Source organism: Chryseobacterium culicis (assembly GCF_900108365.1).
Lineage (GTDB): Bacteria > Bacteroidota > Bacteroidia > Flavobacteriales > Weeksellaceae > Chryseobacterium > Chryseobacterium culicis.
Map to the genome: position 1 here is coordinate 203,889 of NZ_FNWQ01000002.1, position 16,502 is coordinate 220,390.

General features: G+C 38.0%; 15 protein-coding genes. 3 read left to right on the forward strand and 12 right to left on the reverse strand.

Annotation, left to right across the window (positions count from 1 at the left end):
• Positions 1 to 82 precede the first annotated feature (82 nt).
• From BLW74_RS07275 to BLW74_RS07310, 8 genes are all read right to left on the reverse strand, one after another.
• Positions 83 to 313: a hypothetical protein gene (locus BLW74_RS07275; protein ID WP_126650411.1), complete on the reverse strand. Its 231-nt coding sequence runs from the start codon at positions 311 to 313 to the stop codon at positions 83 to 85.
• Positions 314 to 972: 659 nt separating this feature from the next.
• A complete protein-coding gene (locus BLW74_RS07280; protein ID WP_089691069.1) occupies positions 973 to 2,331 on the reverse strand; it encodes a M28 family peptidase in 1,359 nt (452 codons plus the stop codon).
• A gap of 2 nt (positions 2,332 to 2,333) precedes the next feature.
• The gene (locus BLW74_RS07285; RefSeq protein ID WP_089691071.1) at positions 2,334 to 3,692 is read right to left on the reverse strand and encodes a M28 family peptidase; all 1,359 of its coding nucleotides are present in this window, start codon (positions 3,690 to 3,692) and stop codon (positions 2,334 to 2,336) included.
• Positions 3,693 to 3,694: 2 nt separating this feature from the next.
• On the reverse strand, positions 3,695 to 5,098 hold the full coding sequence (locus tag BLW74_RS07290; protein ID WP_089691072.1) for a M28 family peptidase: 1,404 nt from the start codon (positions 5,096 to 5,098) through the stop codon (positions 3,695 to 3,697).
• A gap of 54 nt (positions 5,099 to 5,152) precedes the next feature.
• The gene (locus BLW74_RS07295) at positions 5,153 to 6,397 is read right to left on the reverse strand and encodes a DUF1015 domain-containing protein (protein WP_089691074.1); all 1,245 of its coding nucleotides are present in this window, start codon (positions 6,395 to 6,397) and stop codon (positions 5,153 to 5,155) included.
• 2 nt (positions 6,398 to 6,399) lie between these two features.
• Positions 6,400 to 7,365 (reverse strand): D-2-hydroxyacid dehydrogenase, encoded by a 966-nt coding sequence (locus BLW74_RS07300; RefSeq protein WP_089691079.1) that lies wholly within the window; start codon positions 7,363 to 7,365, stop codon positions 6,400 to 6,402.
• 113 nt (positions 7,366 to 7,478) lie between these two features.
• A complete protein-coding gene (gene serC / locus BLW74_RS07305) occupies positions 7,479 to 8,543 on the reverse strand; it encodes a 3-phosphoserine/phosphohydroxythreonine transaminase (protein WP_089692576.1) in 1,065 nt (354 codons plus the stop codon).
• A gap of 108 nt (positions 8,544 to 8,651) precedes the next feature.
• Positions 8,652 to 9,002, reverse strand: coding sequence for a 4Fe-4S binding protein (locus tag BLW74_RS07310; RefSeq protein WP_089691080.1), 351 nt, complete (start codon positions 9,000 to 9,002; stop codon positions 8,652 to 8,654).
• A gap of 59 nt (positions 9,003 to 9,061) precedes the next feature.
• On the opposite strand from BLW74_RS07310, the gene BLW74_RS07315 reads away from it, so the two are divergent.
• From BLW74_RS07315 to BLW74_RS07325, 3 genes are read left to right on the forward strand one after another with little or no spacing between them, the layout of a single operon-like run.
• Positions 9,062 to 10,096, forward strand: coding sequence for an acyl-CoA reductase (locus BLW74_RS07315; protein WP_089691083.1), 1,035 nt, complete (start codon positions 9,062 to 9,064; stop codon positions 10,094 to 10,096).
• Between the two features lie 47 nt (positions 10,097 to 10,143).
• Positions 10,144 to 10,581, forward strand: a complete 438-nt coding sequence (locus tag BLW74_RS07320; protein ID WP_228424818.1) for a peptidylprolyl isomerase — start codon at positions 10,144 to 10,146, stop codon at positions 10,579 to 10,581.
• A 39-nt stretch (positions 10,582 to 10,620) separates the two neighbouring features.
• A complete protein-coding gene (locus tag BLW74_RS07325; RefSeq protein ID WP_089691086.1) occupies positions 10,621 to 11,310 on the forward strand; it encodes a Bax inhibitor-1/YccA family protein in 690 nt (229 codons plus the stop codon).
• Positions 11,311 to 12,084: 774 nt separating this feature from the next.
• Here BLW74_RS07325 and BLW74_RS07330 read toward each other — a convergent pair.
• The 4 genes from BLW74_RS07330 to BLW74_RS07345 all read right to left on the reverse strand — a co-directional run bounded on the left by BLW74_RS07330 (position 12,085) and on the right by BLW74_RS07345 (position 16,488).
• Entirely contained in the window at positions 12,085 to 12,333 is a 249-nt protein-coding gene (locus tag BLW74_RS07330) for a DUF6952 family protein (protein ID WP_089691088.1), read from the reverse strand.
• The gene (locus tag BLW74_RS07335; RefSeq protein WP_089691090.1) at positions 12,333 to 12,641 is read right to left on the reverse strand and encodes a thioredoxin family protein; all 309 of its coding nucleotides are present in this window, start codon (positions 12,639 to 12,641) and stop codon (positions 12,333 to 12,335) included. Before BLW74_RS07335 ends, BLW74_RS07330 begins: the two co-directional genes overlap by 1 nt.
• A gap of 126 nt (positions 12,642 to 12,767) precedes the next feature.
• Positions 12,768 to 13,400 carry a peroxiredoxin gene (locus tag BLW74_RS07340; protein ID WP_034698496.1) on the reverse strand — a complete coding sequence of 211 codons (633 nt, stop codon included), beginning with the start codon at positions 13,398 to 13,400 and terminating at the stop codon, positions 12,768 to 12,770.
• A 148-nt stretch (positions 13,401 to 13,548) separates the two neighbouring features.
• Positions 13,549 to 16,488 (reverse strand): M16 family metallopeptidase, encoded by a 2,940-nt coding sequence (locus BLW74_RS07345; RefSeq protein ID WP_089691092.1) that lies wholly within the window; start codon positions 16,486 to 16,488, stop codon positions 13,549 to 13,551.
• Positions 16,489 to 16,502: the final 14 nt, after the last annotated feature.

Below are 16,502 nucleotides of genomic sequence, written 5' to 3' on the forward strand. Positions count from 1 at the left end.
TTTGTATTATTATTCTAAACAAAAAAACCGCCCCAAACAGGGCGGTTTTTCAGTAAAAGTAAATTGAAAGTTATGTTTTCTGTTATCTCTTCTTCATACTTTTCCCGGCAAGGGAACTGATGAATACAAGGCCGAAGCCTAAGTAAGCGGCAAATGCCGTTAGGTATATAATTAAGCTGTTAAAGCTTGGTTTTGAAGCGTATACCAACACAGAAAACGCAGCAAAGCTCAGAACCAATAACAGGCTCCAGATATTCAATTTTGCAGCATCTTCATTTCTCTTAAAAATCATTTCAAAAAAGGATCTCATCATTACTCACATTTTAAGGGTTATACATTAAATTAAAAAAATAAAGGCGTACTCATCACGGTAAAAAGAATAAACATTCCTTTACAGGGCTAAGGTTCACGATGACTTTGCCATTTATCTATATCGCTATTCCGGGCTAAAAGTCCGGGAAATTTTTGTTTTTTTTGAATCTATCAAGATTCTGGTTATTGATGATACCAGTCAGATACGGGGTGCAAAATTGCTGTGAAAAACTAACGGGGGTTAATTAATCACGAACCCGTATCTTGTACGGCATCGTAGAAAAAAAAGGATTCATATGCTAAATATGAACTTGGATCGGTGGAAAAACTGAAAATCCACAGAAAACCTTTTTTCTCATCCTTAGTGTCTTTTTATAATTTTTTTTCTCGTTATCTTACATGCCAATTTCATGCCAAAGTTCTGCGTTTTCGGTTAACACTTAGTTTTAGAAAATTATGAAATTGCGTACTGTAGCGTGTTTTGTTATGTTAATTCCTTAAACATAGAAAAATATCGATTTTATTTTCTATATGCTGAAAGTAGAATAGAGAGAGAAATAGTTAATTTTTTTCATATCTCAATCTAATTTTTAAAAGAATACATTGTTTAGGATAAAGCTAAAAATAAGAAAAACCGCCTCTAAAGACGGTTTCAATATTTTACCAGTTTTTATCAATCATATAGATAATCTGTGTTAAGGCTGTAGCGCCCAGTAAGAGCTCTCTTCGGTTCACCTTTTCAAAAGTATCTTCTTCTGTATGGTGGATATCGAAATAACGTTGAGAATCCGGCATCAGTTCAGCGGCAGGAATTCCCATATCATGGAGTGGGTAAAGATCTGTTCCTGAAAATCTTTCTTCAAAGTTGTAAACTCCGTAGGGTAGGAATAGATTTGACCAGCTTTTGATCTGATTTCTTTTTGCATCATCCATATCCAGCGCAATACCTCGTGGAGCAAAACCTCCGGCATCGGATTCTATGGCAAAAAGATGTTTTTCGTTGTTCTCTTTTACGGTTTTACCATATTGAATTCCGCCTTTTACTCCGTTTTCTTCATTGGCGAAGCAAACGACTCTGATGCTGTGGTTGTTTGGAATTCCTAATTTTTTAAAGGTTCTTAAGACTTCAATACTTTGTACTATTCCGGCTCCGTCATCATGAGCACCTTCACCTACATCCCAGGAATCCAGGTGTCCGCCTACCACAATAACGCTTTGGTCTTTTTTGCCTGTAATTTCTCCGATCACAGAGTGGGAGCGCTTTTCTCCTTTCATTCCGCAGTTGGAATTAAGTTTAGCGGTAACTTTCTGATTTTTTAATAAAGCTTCCAGCTCATCTGCGGTTGTGCTTCCGATGGCTACCGCAGGAATTTTGGAAACTTTGTCTTCATAACGCATCGCTCCGGTATGAGGTACATCATCAAAAGCAGAAGAAAGGGATCTTACGATGGCAAATTTGCCTCCTTTCTTAGCGGTTAATGAAGCGGCTGTTGTTCTGTATTTTGCAGCGTCACCATATGCTTTGAAAGTTTCTATGAATGACTGGCTGAACGGGTAATTGAAAAATACAATTTTATCTTTCACCTTTTCAGCAGGCAGTTTATCATACTCTTCCATTGACTGTACCATGATGATTTCTCCCGACACATCTTTTCCTCCCGTTCCTTCGGAATTTCCCAGAGAAAGCATTTTAAGATTTTTCCATTTTCCGTTGGAGGTTTTGATCTGAAGGGATTCTTTTCCTCTTACCCATACAGGAATCATCACTTCCTGAAGCCATACTTTATCGGCTCCTGCATCACGAAGTTTCTGTTCTGCCCATTTTACGGACTTTTCATAGGCTTCTGATCCGCTTAAACGGTGGCCTATATTTTTTGTGAGCTCTCTAAGCTCTGTATATCCTTTTCCATTGTTCAGAATTTCCGTGGAGATTTTTTTGAACTGAATGGAATCTTCTTTAGACTGGCCGAAAGCGGCCATTCCAAAAAGCAATAATGAGGTTCCTACTATCTTTTTCATTGTTACCAATTTTTATCGATCATATAAATAAGCTGTGTCATCACCGTGGAGCCGAGTAACAGCTCTCTCCGGTTTACTTTTTCAAAAGTGTCTTCTTCGGTATGGTGAATATCGAAGTATCTCTGAGGATCCGGGACCAATTCTGCTGTGGGAACTCCCATTTCATGAAGCGGAGTAATGTCAGATCCGGAATATTTGCCTTCGAAGTTATATACACCATAAGGCAGAAACAGATTTCCCCAGCTTTTAATCTGGTTTCTTTGAGGTTCATTCATTTCAAGGGAAATTCCCCGTGGTGAAAAACCTCCGGCATCAGATTCTATGGCAAAAAGATGTTTTTCGTTGTTTTCCTTAGCAATTTTACCGTATTCTTTTCCGCCCTTTGTTCCGTTTTCTTCGTTGGCAAAACACACTGCGCGGATGGTATGATTGTTTTGCAGGCCTAATTTTTTAAAAGTTCTTATTACTTCAATGCTTTGAACAATACCCGCTCCGTCATCATGAGCACCTTCGCCTACATCCCAGGAATCCAGATGTCCGCCTACAACAATAACGTTCTGGTCTTTCTTACCGGTGATTTCTCCGATAACAGAATGGGAGCGCTTTTCTCCTCTCATGCCGCAGTTGGAATTCAGTTTGGCTGCTACTTTTTGACTCTTTAATAAGATTTCGAGTTCATCTGCAGAAGTGTTGCCTATCGTTACGGCGGGTATCTTCGGAATATTCTCATCATAACGCATGTTTCCTGTGTGAGGAATATCATCGAATGCGGAAGACAGTGATCTGATGATGGCGAATTTCCCCCCTTTTTTAGCGGTTAATGAAGCTGCAGTTCGTCTGTAGGGAGTTGCATCACGATAAGAGATGAATGTTTGTACATTTCCCTGACTAAAAGGATAGTTGAAAAACACAATTTTATCTTTCACTTTTTCAGCAGGAAGCTGATCATATTCTTCCAGTGATTTTACCATGATGATTTCTCCTGATACATCTTTTCCTCCTGTTCCTTCAGAGTTTCCAAGGGAAAGCATTTTGATACTTTTCCATTTTCCGCCGGAGGTCTGAATGTGGAGGGATTCTTTTCCTCTTACCCATACGGGAATCATGACGTCCTGAAGCCATACTTTATCAGCTCCTGCATCACGAAGTTTCTGTTCTGCCCATTTTACGGACTTTTCATAGGCTTCTGAGCCGCTTAAACGGTTGCCTATATTTTTTGTGAGCTCTCTAAGCTCTGTATATCCTTTTCCATTGTTCAGAATTTCTGTGGAAATTTTTTTGAACTGAATGGAATCTTCTTTAGACTGGCCAAAGGCGGCTATTCCAAAAAGCAGCAGTAAAGTTCCTGTGATCTTTTTCATGATTACCAGTTTTTATCAACCATAAAAATCAACTGTGTGATGGCTACAGCTCCTAAAAGAAGCTCTCTTTTATTAATTTTATCAAAGGTATCCTGCTCCGAGTGATGATAGTCAAAATATCTTTGTGTGTCTACTACAAGTTCTGCTAAAGGAATATCCAGCTTTTTTAAAGGGGAAATATCCTGAATGGCTTCTGTCTGGTCAAAATCATACACTCCATACGGAAGAAAATACTCCTTCCACGGATACACCAGTCTTCTTCTTTGAGGGGACATATCCAGGGAAAATCCTCTGGGCGAATAACCTCCGGCATCTGTTCCAAGAGCAAATATGTGTTTTTCATCTTTCTTTTTTACATACGCTGCATACATCTCACGGCCCTGTCCTCCGTTTTCACTGTTGGCATAAAGGACTACACGGATGGTATGGTTGTTTTCATATCCCAGGGCTTTCAGGGTTCTTAAAACTTCAATGCACTGTACAACTCCGGTTCCGTCGTCTGTTGCACCTTCACCAATGTCCCAGGAATCAAGCTGGGCTCCTAAAACGATTACTTTAGAATCTTTTTTGCCCCCAATTTCAGCAATGATATTAGGATTCGTGGTGTCGCCTTTTGATTCGGCGGTCATATTGATTTTGGCGGTAACTTTTTGCTTTTTTACTATTTTCTCCAATTCGTCTGCCGATCTTACGCCAATTGATAAAGCCGGAATTTTAACTTTATCGTCTGGCTCATAGTAAATCATTTTGGCATGAGGGGTATCGTCACCAGCTGTGGTCAGTGACCTTATAATTAATGCTTTTGCACCTGTTTTGGCAATTACGGAAGCTGAAATAAGTTTTGATTTTGCGGCCTGCAGATAAGCGTCACTGGTATTAATGATTTTTGGATCCATAGGAACATTTACAAAGACTATTTTGTCTTTTAGCTGACCTATTGACATGGCATTAAGCTCTGATGTGGAATTGATTAAAACGATTTCACCTACAAGATCCTTTCCACCTGTTCCCTCGGAGTTTCCAAAAGAAAGCATTCTTATATTTTTCCAGTCGCCGTTTCCGGTTCTGATCTGTAAAGATTCTTTTCCCCTGATCCAGACCGGTGCTTTAGCTTCCTGCCTCCAGATCATATTAATACCGATTTCCCTGAACTTTTTTTCTGCCCATTCTACCGCTTTTGCATATCCGGGAGTTGCGCTGAAACGTGGTCCTATGCCTTTGGTAAGCTCTCCGAGATTATTATAGGCAGTACCGTTGGTCATAATTTCATCTGAAATTTTTCGGAACTCATCATGATAATTGAGTTTCGCAATGGTTCCTTTTTTTACCGGACTTTTTTGTGGTTTTTTTTGAGAAAATAAAAATCCACTCAAAAAGAGTGGAAGTATAATGAATATTTTTTTCATTTTTTATTTACTTATCTTTTCCGTTGATAAAAGTAGGGAAAAAATAGGAATTTATTAAGGTTTCATATCATACATTAACAGGGCTGTAATCAATTTTGGCTCTATGAATGTACATTTTGGAGGCATACTTAATTTCAGGTCTGAAATTTTAATCATGTCATTAAAACTTACAGGATAGATTCCGAAACCGACTTTACCTTCACCGCCGTCTACTTTTTCTTTTAAAAGATTGATTCCGTTAATGTCGGAAGTTCCTTTTACGTAAGAAATAAGCTCAGAACTGTCCGGATCTTCAATTTTAAGGATGTTTTTGAAAACGTATTTGTCCAAAAGGTGATGGTCTAGATTATCCAGAGACATTTCTTTGGAACGAAGGTCATGCTTCACGTGGAGCGAGTAGAACTTCCCGTCCATATACATTGAAATATGGAATTTCTGAGAAGGGTAGTATGAAGTCTCTCCTTTTTCGTGAATAAGGAAATACTGTTCAAGCTGCTTAAGAAAATCCTCCGGTGAAATACCATTCAGGTCATGTAAGATTCTGTTGTAATCATGAATCTTAATTGACTGGTTGGACACGATAAAGCTGTATACAAAATTATAAAGCTCTGTACCGTTATGTTTCTTGTTTTTCTCTTTATGGTATTTGGCATTGATAGCTGTAGAGCCAATTCTGTGGTGTCCGTCTGCAATGTAGAATGAATCAATCTGATCTATTACTTCTTTAAACTGCTGCAGCTTCAGACGGTTGTCTATTCTCCAGATTTTATGTCTGATTCCAATTGAGTCTACATGATTGAAGATGGGAACATTTTTTTCCTCATGATTCATCAGCAGCTCAATTTTTGAGTTAGCAGGATAGGTAAGCAGTACAGGTTCTGCCTGCAGGTTTACTTTTTCAAGGTAATGAGCCAGCTTTTCCTTTTTCTGAGGAATGGTACTTTCATGTCTTTTGATTTTACCGTTCCAGAAATCTTCAATACTTGCCAATCCCAGAAGTCCCCTGAACACCTGTTTGTTGGGATAGATCTGCTCATAAAGATAATAGGATGAATTGTCCTGGACCAATTTCTTTTCTTCCAGAAGTTCTTCAAATGTGGAACGGATCTTTCGGAGGTTCCGGTCAATATCTTTAGATTTACTTACAACATAAGGTTTAATCATATTGATGTAAGTATTTTCAACTTGAGCTTTCTCTGCAATCTCCTCCTGGGTGAAATTATCCAGAGGATGGGTAGGGAAAGTACTCTCGAAGTCTCTATGAGGTCTTATTCCACGGAAAGGTTTAAAAACAGGCATATTTATCTTATAGTTTCTTTTTGTAGCTTAATAATTTGTTCTGCAAGTTCGATACCGATCTTTTCCTGCGCATCCACTGTATTGCCGCCTACGTGAGGGGAAAGTGATAATGCGGGATTCATCAGTAAGGGCAATTCAGGATTGGGTTCATTTTCAAAAACGTCCAATGCTGCTCCTGCTACTTTTCCTGACTCAATAAAATCGATAAGCGTCACTTCATTAATGACGCCTCCTCTTGCAGTATTTACAATATAGACTCCGTCTTTCATTTTTTCAAACTGGGGGGTGTCTATAATATACTCATTCGTTTTCGGCGTATTGATGCTGATGAAATCTGCATCTCTTAGGAATGCGTCCATATCATTGGTGGAAGTAATTTCAAAGTTCAGAGACTGCCCGTTGAAGAAATTCAGGGTAAGAATTTCTGTTTTAGGGCTTCTTGTCAGAACGGTGATTTTCATTCCTAAAGCAATTCCTATTTTTATAACTTCCTGGCCAATGCTTCCAAAGCCGATTACTCCTAATGTTTTTCCTGAAAGTTCATACGCATTACTGAAAGACTTTTTCATTGCGTTGAAGTGGGTTTCTCCTTCCAGAGGCATCAGTCTGTTTGATTCATGAAGGAATCTTGCCAGTGAAATAAAGTGTCCGAAAACCAATTCTGCCACAGATTTTGATGATGCTGTAGGGGTATTGATCACTTTAATACCTTTGCTTCTGGCATATTCTACATCAATATTGTCCATCCCGATGCCTCCTCTTCCGATGATTTTGAGGCCGGGGCAGGCATCAATCAGGTCCTGTTTCACTTTCGTTGCACTTCTTACCAGAAGAACATCCACATGATTATCGTTAATAAAATTAATAACGTGATCCTGAGCCACTCTATTGTCCAGAATGTCAATTCCGGCTTCTTTTAAAGTGTGTTCTCCCGCTTTCGAGATTCCGTCGTTTGCTAAAACTTTCATGAGTTATTTTATTACAGATGGTAGATGGAAGAGGTCGGAAGCCAGATTTTGAGTTCTTTTATCCGACATCTTTTGTCTGATATCTTTTTATTTTTTCGGTCGCCTAATATAAGCTATTTTATTGACTTCATTACATCCACCAAAACCTGTACGCTTTCAATAGGTAAGGCATTGTACAAGCTGGCTCTGTATCCGCCTAAGCTTCTGTGGCCGTTTAATCCGCTGATTCCTGCTGCTTTCCAGGCATTGTCAAACTCTTCTTTTTTGCTTTCATCTGTGATTTTAAAGGATACATTCATCAGTGAACGGTCCTCTTTTACGCAGAAAGTTTCGAATAAAGGATTGCTGTCAATTTCATCATATAAAAGTTTTGCTTTTGCTTCGTTTCTCTGTTCTGCGGCAGCAATTCCTCCGTTTCTTTCAAGATACTGAAGGGTAAGTAAAGAGGCGTATACCGGGAATACGGGTGGAGTATTGTACATAGATTCTTTAGAAATGTGCTGAGAATAATCCAGAATAGAGAACATATTTTCTCTTCCTGTTTTTCCAAGAATTTCTTTTTTGATTACCACTAAGGTAACTCCTGCAGGTCCCATATTTTTCTGAGCACCGGCATAGATCAGATCAAACTTAGAGAAATCCAGCTGTCTTGAGAATATATCAGAGCTCATATCACATACCATCATGGTATCTACTTCAGGGAAAGATTTCATTTGAGTTCCGTAGATGGTATTGTTGGACGTACAGTGGAAATAATCATATTCTGCACCCACCGTATAATCTTTAGGAATAAAAGAATAGTTTTCTTCTTTTGAAGAACCTACTACATCTACTGTTCCTACTTTTTTGGCTTCTTTGATGGCTCCGGCTGCCCATGTTCCTGTATCCAGGTAAGCTGCTTTTCCACCTACTTTCATCAGGTTGTAAGGAACCATTGCAAACTGCAGGCTGGCACCTCCTCCTAAATAAAGGACTTCATAATCATCACCAAGATTCATCAATCTTTTTACAATGGCACGCGCTTCGTCCATTACCGCAACGAAATCCTTACTTCTGTGAGAGATTTCAAGAAGAGACAATCCGATACCGTTAAAATCCAGGATTGCCTGAGCTGATTTTTCAAATACCTCCTGTGGTAAAATACATGGTCCTGCGCTGAAGTTGTGCTTTTTGTTCATATTTTTATTTTTTGGATGCTTCAGGAATACCATTTCCGTCTGCTTTTTTGGGTTTAATGAAATTTTGGGTAAAAAAAGCCGCCTCACGGATAATGAGACGGAATTTTTTTATTCGCCGTGTAAGAATGCTTTTTTATTAAGAAGAGCTTCTTCAGATTCTACGTGATCTTCATCAGGAACACAGCAGTCTACAGGGCATACGGCTGCGCACTGAGGTTCTTCATGGAATCCTTTACATTCTGTACATTTATCTGTTACAATGAAGTAGACGTCATCACTTACAGGTTCCTGTGGTGAATCGGCATCTACGGTAAGTCCCGACGGCATTGTAATGGTGCCTTGAAGAGCCGTACCGTCAGAAGCTTTCCAATCTACAGCTCCTTCATATATTGCATTGTTTGGGCATTCCGGTTCGCAGGCCCCACAGTTAATGCATTCATCAGTTATTTTAATAGCCATCGCTAATTTTTTTTAAATTTGCACAAAATTACAAAATTTTACCCAATTTTAAAGTAATTATGAATACCGAAAATCAAGTTTTAGGACTTATTAAATTAAGTGATTATATAAAAGCGTTTTTAGCGAAGAAACCGGAAGATCAGAATGAAGATGATGCTGATATTGAATTATTGTTAAAAAGATCAGAAATAGAGAATCCGTGGTTTACCATTGATAATCAGAAATTTGCTTTGCAGCAATGGGCAGATCTTTTGACTGAGGAACATATCAGAAACTGGCTGGGAAAGTATTCCATCTCTAAAATTTCAAAGAGAGTTGGACTTATTCTGGCGGGAAATATTCCTCTGGTTGGGTTTCATGACGTGCTTTCTGTTATCTTGAGCAATCATATCCCTGTCATTAAATTATCTTCAAAGGATAAGTATATGATTCCGTTTTTATTAAAGAAATGGAATGAATTTTCCGACGGGAATATTGTTTTTGAATTTGTAGAAAAATTAGAGAATTTCGATGCTGTTATTGCTACAGGAAGTAATAATACGGCCAGATATCTGGAATATTATTTCAAAAATCATCTAAGCATTATCCGTAAAAACAGAACGTCTGTTGCAGTACTGAAAGGTGATGAAACGCAAGAAGAACTGGAATTGCTGGGCCATGATATTTTCCAGTATTTTGGACTGGGCTGCCGAAATGTAACGAGGATATTTATTCCGGAGGATTTTGTGATCGACAGGTTGTTTGAGAGCTTCCTGGGCTTTCAGGATATCATCAATCATAACAAATATGCCAACAATTATGATTATAACAGAGCAATTTATCTTTTGAATCAGGATAAGTTCTGGGATAATAATTTTGTGATGCTGAAAGAGGATGACAAACTGTTCAGTCCGCTTTCAGTAATCAATTTCAGCAGGTATGAATCTTTGGATGATGTGAAAGCATTTATTGCAGAAAATGAAGAGAATATCCAGTGTGTGGTAGCAAAAGAAGATTTGGGAATGGAGGCAGTTCCGTTTGGAGAGGCGCAGAACCCGGGGCTTGATACGTATGCGGATAACGTGGATACGATGAAATTTTTGGAACTGGTCTGATTTTCGTATCTTCCATCACTTATTTCACCAAATAAAAAATGAATACTATGAAAAAATTATTGCTGGGACTTGCGGTTGTGGGTGGACAGTTAGTGTTTGCACAGAAGGTAGCAGGTGTGAAGGTAGAAAATGCCCAGAAGAAAGAGCAGCCAGCCACCATAAGTAAGGAGAAAGTCAGTTTGTATAATGATAACTTCCTTAAATTTGTGGATGCTTTACAAGCTTCAGACCGCGTTACCATTAATGGACTGCTATCTGAAAAAGTGAAGGAGATTGTTACAGATGATGTTCTTAAAAAGGTCAAAGAGGGTATTGATCCTAATAAAAAGCTTGAAATTTTAAAAGCAGGCTATTATAAAACAATGGACGGTACCAATCATCCAAGTATTAAATATAAATATGCAGGAGAGCCTTCTTCCAGGGAAGCTATCACAGCTGTATTTGAGGATGATGGGAAAATTCTGGGAGTATTGCCTGCAAAATAAAAGGAAATTGATTTTCGATTAACTAAAAAAATATTAACTATGATGACAGATGTTTTAGTTGCCCATTCTTCAGAAGTGGAGAAGGCAAATTTTTACAAGAAGACGTATTTGCATGTGGCTTTGTCTATTCTTGCGTTTATTGGAGTGGAAACGATACTATTAAAAACGGTTCCGGTAGAATTTATCGCAATGATGTTCGGACAGAGATATATCTGGCTGCTGATTATCGGGGTATTCTGGCTGGCTTCCGTTTTAGCTTCCAAATGGTCACTTTCACAAAGTAAATCTACCCAATATCTGGGATTAGGATTTTACATCTTGCTGGAAGCCATTATTTTCATGCCTCTTCTTTTTATTGCAACCAATATGACAGGCGGTACGAATGTAATCTTCCAGGCTGCTACTTTAACGGTTGCTATGTTTGCAGGTATTTCTGCGGTGGCATTTACTTCCAAAAGAGATTTTTCTTTTTTAAGAAATATCATTGTGATTGGTGGATTTATTTCGATCGGACTGATTGTAGGAGGGATGATCTTTGGTTTTAACCTTGGATTGTGGTTCTCAGTAGGAATGGTGATTCTGGCTTCGGCCACCATCCTGTATCAGACCAGTAAATTGAAAGATTCCTATGGAACCAATCAGTATGTAGGAGCGGCATTGCAGCTTTTTGCTTCAATTATGCTTTTATTCTGGTATATTCTGAGTATATTGATGAACAGAAGAAGCTAATTAATAAGTTGTTTTAGCTTTTAAAATAGAGTCCCGGTGATTTTCATCGGGATTTTTTTATTATTTAAAAATAAATTTAAACACAAAGGTCATCAATGGTTTCACGAATAAACATAATTTAATCATATCGATAGGAACGGGCTTTAGCCCGTTTTATCATAATGGATGTCTTGATGGCTTTAGCCGAAACCCAGAATAAATTTTGATTATTTTTTTTGCCCACGGATTTCACGGATTGACACAGATGATTGCGTGTATTTATTTGTACTATTTGTGAAGAATATTTGTGTCGTTTGTGGTTTTAAAATTAAACATACAGATTACCAATGTGTTTTCAAGAATAAACGCAGTTGAATAATTCAATAGGAACGGGCTTTAGCCCGTTTTATCATTGTGGATGTCTTGATGGCTTTAGCCGAAACCCAGAATAAATTTTGATTATTTTTTTTGCCCACGGATTTCACGGATTGACACAGATGATTGTGGGGATTTATTTGTGTTATTTGTGAAAAATATTTGTGTTATACGTGTTGTAATATAAACCGTAAACCCAAAAAATCCTGATGATATTCTCACCGGGATTTTAATTGGTCATTCCTTAAAATTTTTAATGCAGCTTCCAGCCTCATTTAACCGGTTAAGGTCTTTTGAAGTACATTTACAGCTGAAATAAAAGATTCTTAAAGAATAGAAAAAAGTATAGTAATGAGGAAAACCTCAGGTATTGTATTTTGTGTTTTTTTATACTCTTCTGATTGTATAATCGGAAAGATATTATTTGTCAATTGATCCTAAAACCTTTTGAGCAAAAGAATTTAAAGCGTCTTTTTCACTCATTCCGCTTTCCACGTTGGCGTGAACCTCAAGAGCTCCGCAGATGTTGGTGATTAATTCTCCTGCAACATTCAGATCTTCTTCACTTGTTCCTCTGAATTCGCAGAAACTCTCCAGTACTTCCAATGTTTTTTCAAGATTTTCAGGAGTCTGATTCTGATAAAACTGTCTGATTACGGGTAATTTCATTATGCTAATTCATTAAAAAGGTTAATTAAACTTTCTGCCTGGTTAGACTGCACCTGATTCACTAATTCTCCGTTTTTGAAGATGGCGAAAGTTGGTAAGTTGTCCACTTTTGCTAATTTTCTGCTTTCAGGAAGCTTTTCCGCGTCTACATATAAAAACGGAATGGATTCGTTCTCAGAAGCTAATTTTTTGAATTTCGGCTTCATGATTCTGCAGTTTCCGCACCATGTTGCGCCATACTGAACAACTACTTTTTCGTTGTCGTTAACTATATTTTGTAAGATATCTTCGGTTAATTCTGTGTACATGATTGTAATTTGAAAATTTGTTAATTTGACAATGTATCAATGCTTTATCAAGAAGAAAATGAGATAATTTTTAACCATCCTGAGATTAATCTTCAAATTATCTCATTTTCAAATTAACACATTATATTAGTTCTTCGCTAAGTATTCTGCTGTAGAAGTTCTGTCAGCTTTCATAGCGTCTTTTCCTTCTTCCCAGTTGGCAGGGCATACTTCACCGTGTTTTTGTACGTGCGTGTAAGCGTCAATTAATCTTAAGAATTCTTTTACGTTTCTTCCCAGAGGCATATCGTTTACCGCTTCGTGGAAGATTTTTCCTGTTTCGTCGATAAGGTAAGTTGCTCTGTAAGTTACGTTAGAACCTGTGAAAACTTCATTTCCATCTTCATCATATTCGAAATCCTGATCAACAATTCCCAAAGTGTTAGCCAATTGTCTGTGAGTATCAGCCAGAAGTGGGTAAGTTACTCCTTCAATTCCTCCGTTATCTTTTGGAGTGTTCAGCCATGCAAAGTGTACTTCATTAGTATCACAAGATGCACCAATCACTTTAGTGTTTCTTTTTTCGAATTCACCTAAAGCCTCCTGGAAAGCGTGAAGCTCAGTAGGGCATACAAAAGTGAAATCTTTAGGGTACCAGAATAAAAGAACTTTTTGCTGGTTGTTTACTGCTTCATCAAGGATGTTGATTCTTAGATCGTCACCCATCTCAGACATTGCGTCAATTGTTAAGTTTGGGAATTTTTTTCCTACTAAAGACATAATTTTTCTGTTTTTATATTTAAATTTCTTATGCAAATATATAAAAGTTCTATCTATCGAACAAACTAAAACCGATAAATAAAATCTATAATTGTTTTTGCCATGCTGTTAAATAAAAAAGCCCTGATAACAGGGCTTTTTGTTTATTTTAATAACCAAATATCTCAGTTAAATTAAGTTTTTTTACTTCTCCTAATTTCTGCATATCGGCTTCATTTACTTTATCTTGAGAGGCTACAATACAGTATGTGTAGTTTTTATTCTTCATTTCCTTATCGTGGAAGGAATTGATATCCGTGAAAGACAGTTTTGGAGCCTGTTCGTAGACATTCTTTCTCATATCAAAGTTGTTTCCAAGTCTTTGGGATTTCAGATAAGAGAAAATGATTCCGTCCTGAGTAATTCTTTCAGAAGCGATTGATTTTTTCAATCCGCTTTTCGCTGTTTCGAATAACTGCTCAGATTTTGGAAGGGTTGTCAAAAGCTCATTCATAGCAGTCGTAGACTCATTGAATTTGTCAGCCTGCGTTCCTACATAAGCCATTACCATATCCTTGTCTGTTTTCTTGCTCGGAAGCGCAAAATAAGAATAAGTAGAATAGGCCAGGGCTTTTGATTCTCTGATGGTCTGGAAGACAATAGAACCCATTCCTCCTCCGAAGTAATTGTTGAATAAACTTACCGTTGGCGTAGTGGAAGGATTATATGGGTCAGAGTTTCTTACCCAGAACACTTCGGCCTGTACCATGTCATAATGAGCAAACAGTACTTTGTTTTTATCAGTCGGGATCTGGGCAAAAGTTTTAGACTTCGGAAGCTCTTTCAGGGTTGCAGGAAGTTTATGAACCGGTTGTAAAGAGGCTACCACTTCGTTTCCAGATTTCGGTCCGTAATACAGTACTTTATGCTTGAAATTAAACAAATCATGAAGAACATTAATCAGATCTTCTGCTTTTAAAGCATCAAGTTCAGCATCGCTCAATACATTGTTGAAAGGATTCTGTACACCATATTGAGCATAGCTTCTCAATCCTGCCATGATGGTTCCTTTGTTTTGCTTAGCGTTCGCTCTGGCTTTCTTCAGTCTTGTTTTGTAAGCATCAAGAGCTGTCTGATCTGCCTGGCAGTTTTTAATCAGATCTTCAAATAAAGCAATTGTTTTATCGAAATTTTCATTGAGTCCTTCAAGAGATACATAGGTTTCCTCATTTCCGGCTCCTACATTGAAGCTCGAAGCCAGTTTGTAAAACTCTTTACTGATTACCTCAGAAGATTTGTCTTTCGTTCCTAAATACTGAAGGTACTCTGCAGCCAAAGGAAGAATCTTGTTATTCCATTTTCCTGAATCAAAGTGATAATACATTCTGAAAAGCGCATTGTCTGTATTTTTTACAGAAAGTACATCTACATCAGCCAGCTTATTTTTGGCAATGTCTTTATCATAATTCAGCCATACCGGAGCGATAGGGTTTTCGGGCATTGTATCAATCTTCTTAAGGAAAGGGGACTGATCTTCTCTGTTAACGGAAACCGGTGTAATGGTTGGTTTGTCAACTTTTACAATGCTTTTATCTTCACCTTTTCTTTTGTAAACAGCAACGTAGTTATTGTTTTGAAGATATTTGGAAACGAAATCCATAATATCTTTTTTCGTCAGCTTTGAAATTTCGTCCACATATTCCAGCGATGTTTTGTGGTCAATGTCCGAAGTGAATTCATCCATCAGGATGCTTGCTCTGGTTGAATATTTTTCGTCTTTCTGAATGATCCCTTTCTTTTCATTGTTAACGATAGACTGAATCAGATCGTCAGAAAACTCACCTTTTCTCAATTTATCAATTTCCTGAAGAAGAAGATTTTTTACTTCATCCAGAGACTGTCCTTCCGTTGGTTTTCCCTGTAATAGTAAAACGGAATAATCTTTTAAAGCATAAGATCCGGCATAAGCACCCAGTAACTTTTGTTTTTTTACAAGATCAAGATCAATAAGACCGGCCTGTCCGTTCGTAAGCATATTTCCTACAAGGTTCAGCATTCTTGCATCTTTTGTAGAGGCTCCCGGAAACCTGAAACCAAGCATTACATTTTCAGGGTTGGGTCCTACCACTTCTTTTACGATAGGAGCGGTGATAGGTTTTTCCTGTCCCACTTTATATTCAGGAATTGCTTTAGGTTTCATGTAGGAGAAAGCCTTGTCAATCTTAGCAATAACTTCATCAGGATTAAAATCTCCGGACATAATGATTCCCATATTGTTGGGAACATAATAACTGTTATAATATTCTCTGATTGCATGCAGAGAAGGATTTTTCAGGTGCTCAATAGTCCCGATGGTTGTTTGCTTTCCGTAATTGTTGTTAGGGAAAAGATTAGCAAACATGGTGTCGAAAACCTTATCACCGTCATCATCAAGTGATCTGTTTTTTTCTTCATACACAGCTTCAAGCTCAGTGTGGAATAGTCTTAAAACCGGCTCTCTGAATCTTTCAGCCTGTACAGCAAGGAATTTGTCAAGAACGTTGGCCGGCACATCTTCCGTATATACCGTCTGTTCAAAAGAAGTGAAGGCATTGGTGCCGTCAGCTCCCATACCAGCCATCATTTTATCGTACTCATTTGCAATGGCGTACTTGGCAGCCTCTCCGGAAACTCGGTCAATTTCTTTGTAAATCTCTTTTCTTTTGGCCTCGTCCTTTGTTTGGTTGTACTTTTCGTAAAGAGCATCAATTTGATCTAAAAGCGGTTTTTCTTTCGCCCAGTCTTTAGATCCGAACTGATTGGTTCCTTTGAAAAGCATATGCTCCAGATAATGGGCAAGACCGGTGTGGTCTGCAGGATCGGTTTTGCTTCCTGCTTTGGTGGCAATGTACGTTTGTATTCTCGGGTCTTTATTCGTAGGACTCAGAATGACCGTTAATCCGTTTTTCAGGGTATAATACCTTGCGGAAGTTGGATCATTGGTTACATATTTGTACTTGTATCCGTTGGAAGTACCTTCTTTCCACTGGAAATCCTGACCAAAAGCATATCCTGCGAAACTGGCAGCGGCAATACTTGTAGCGATGGTTAGTTTTTTTAACAGATTCATTGCTGTTGTGTTGT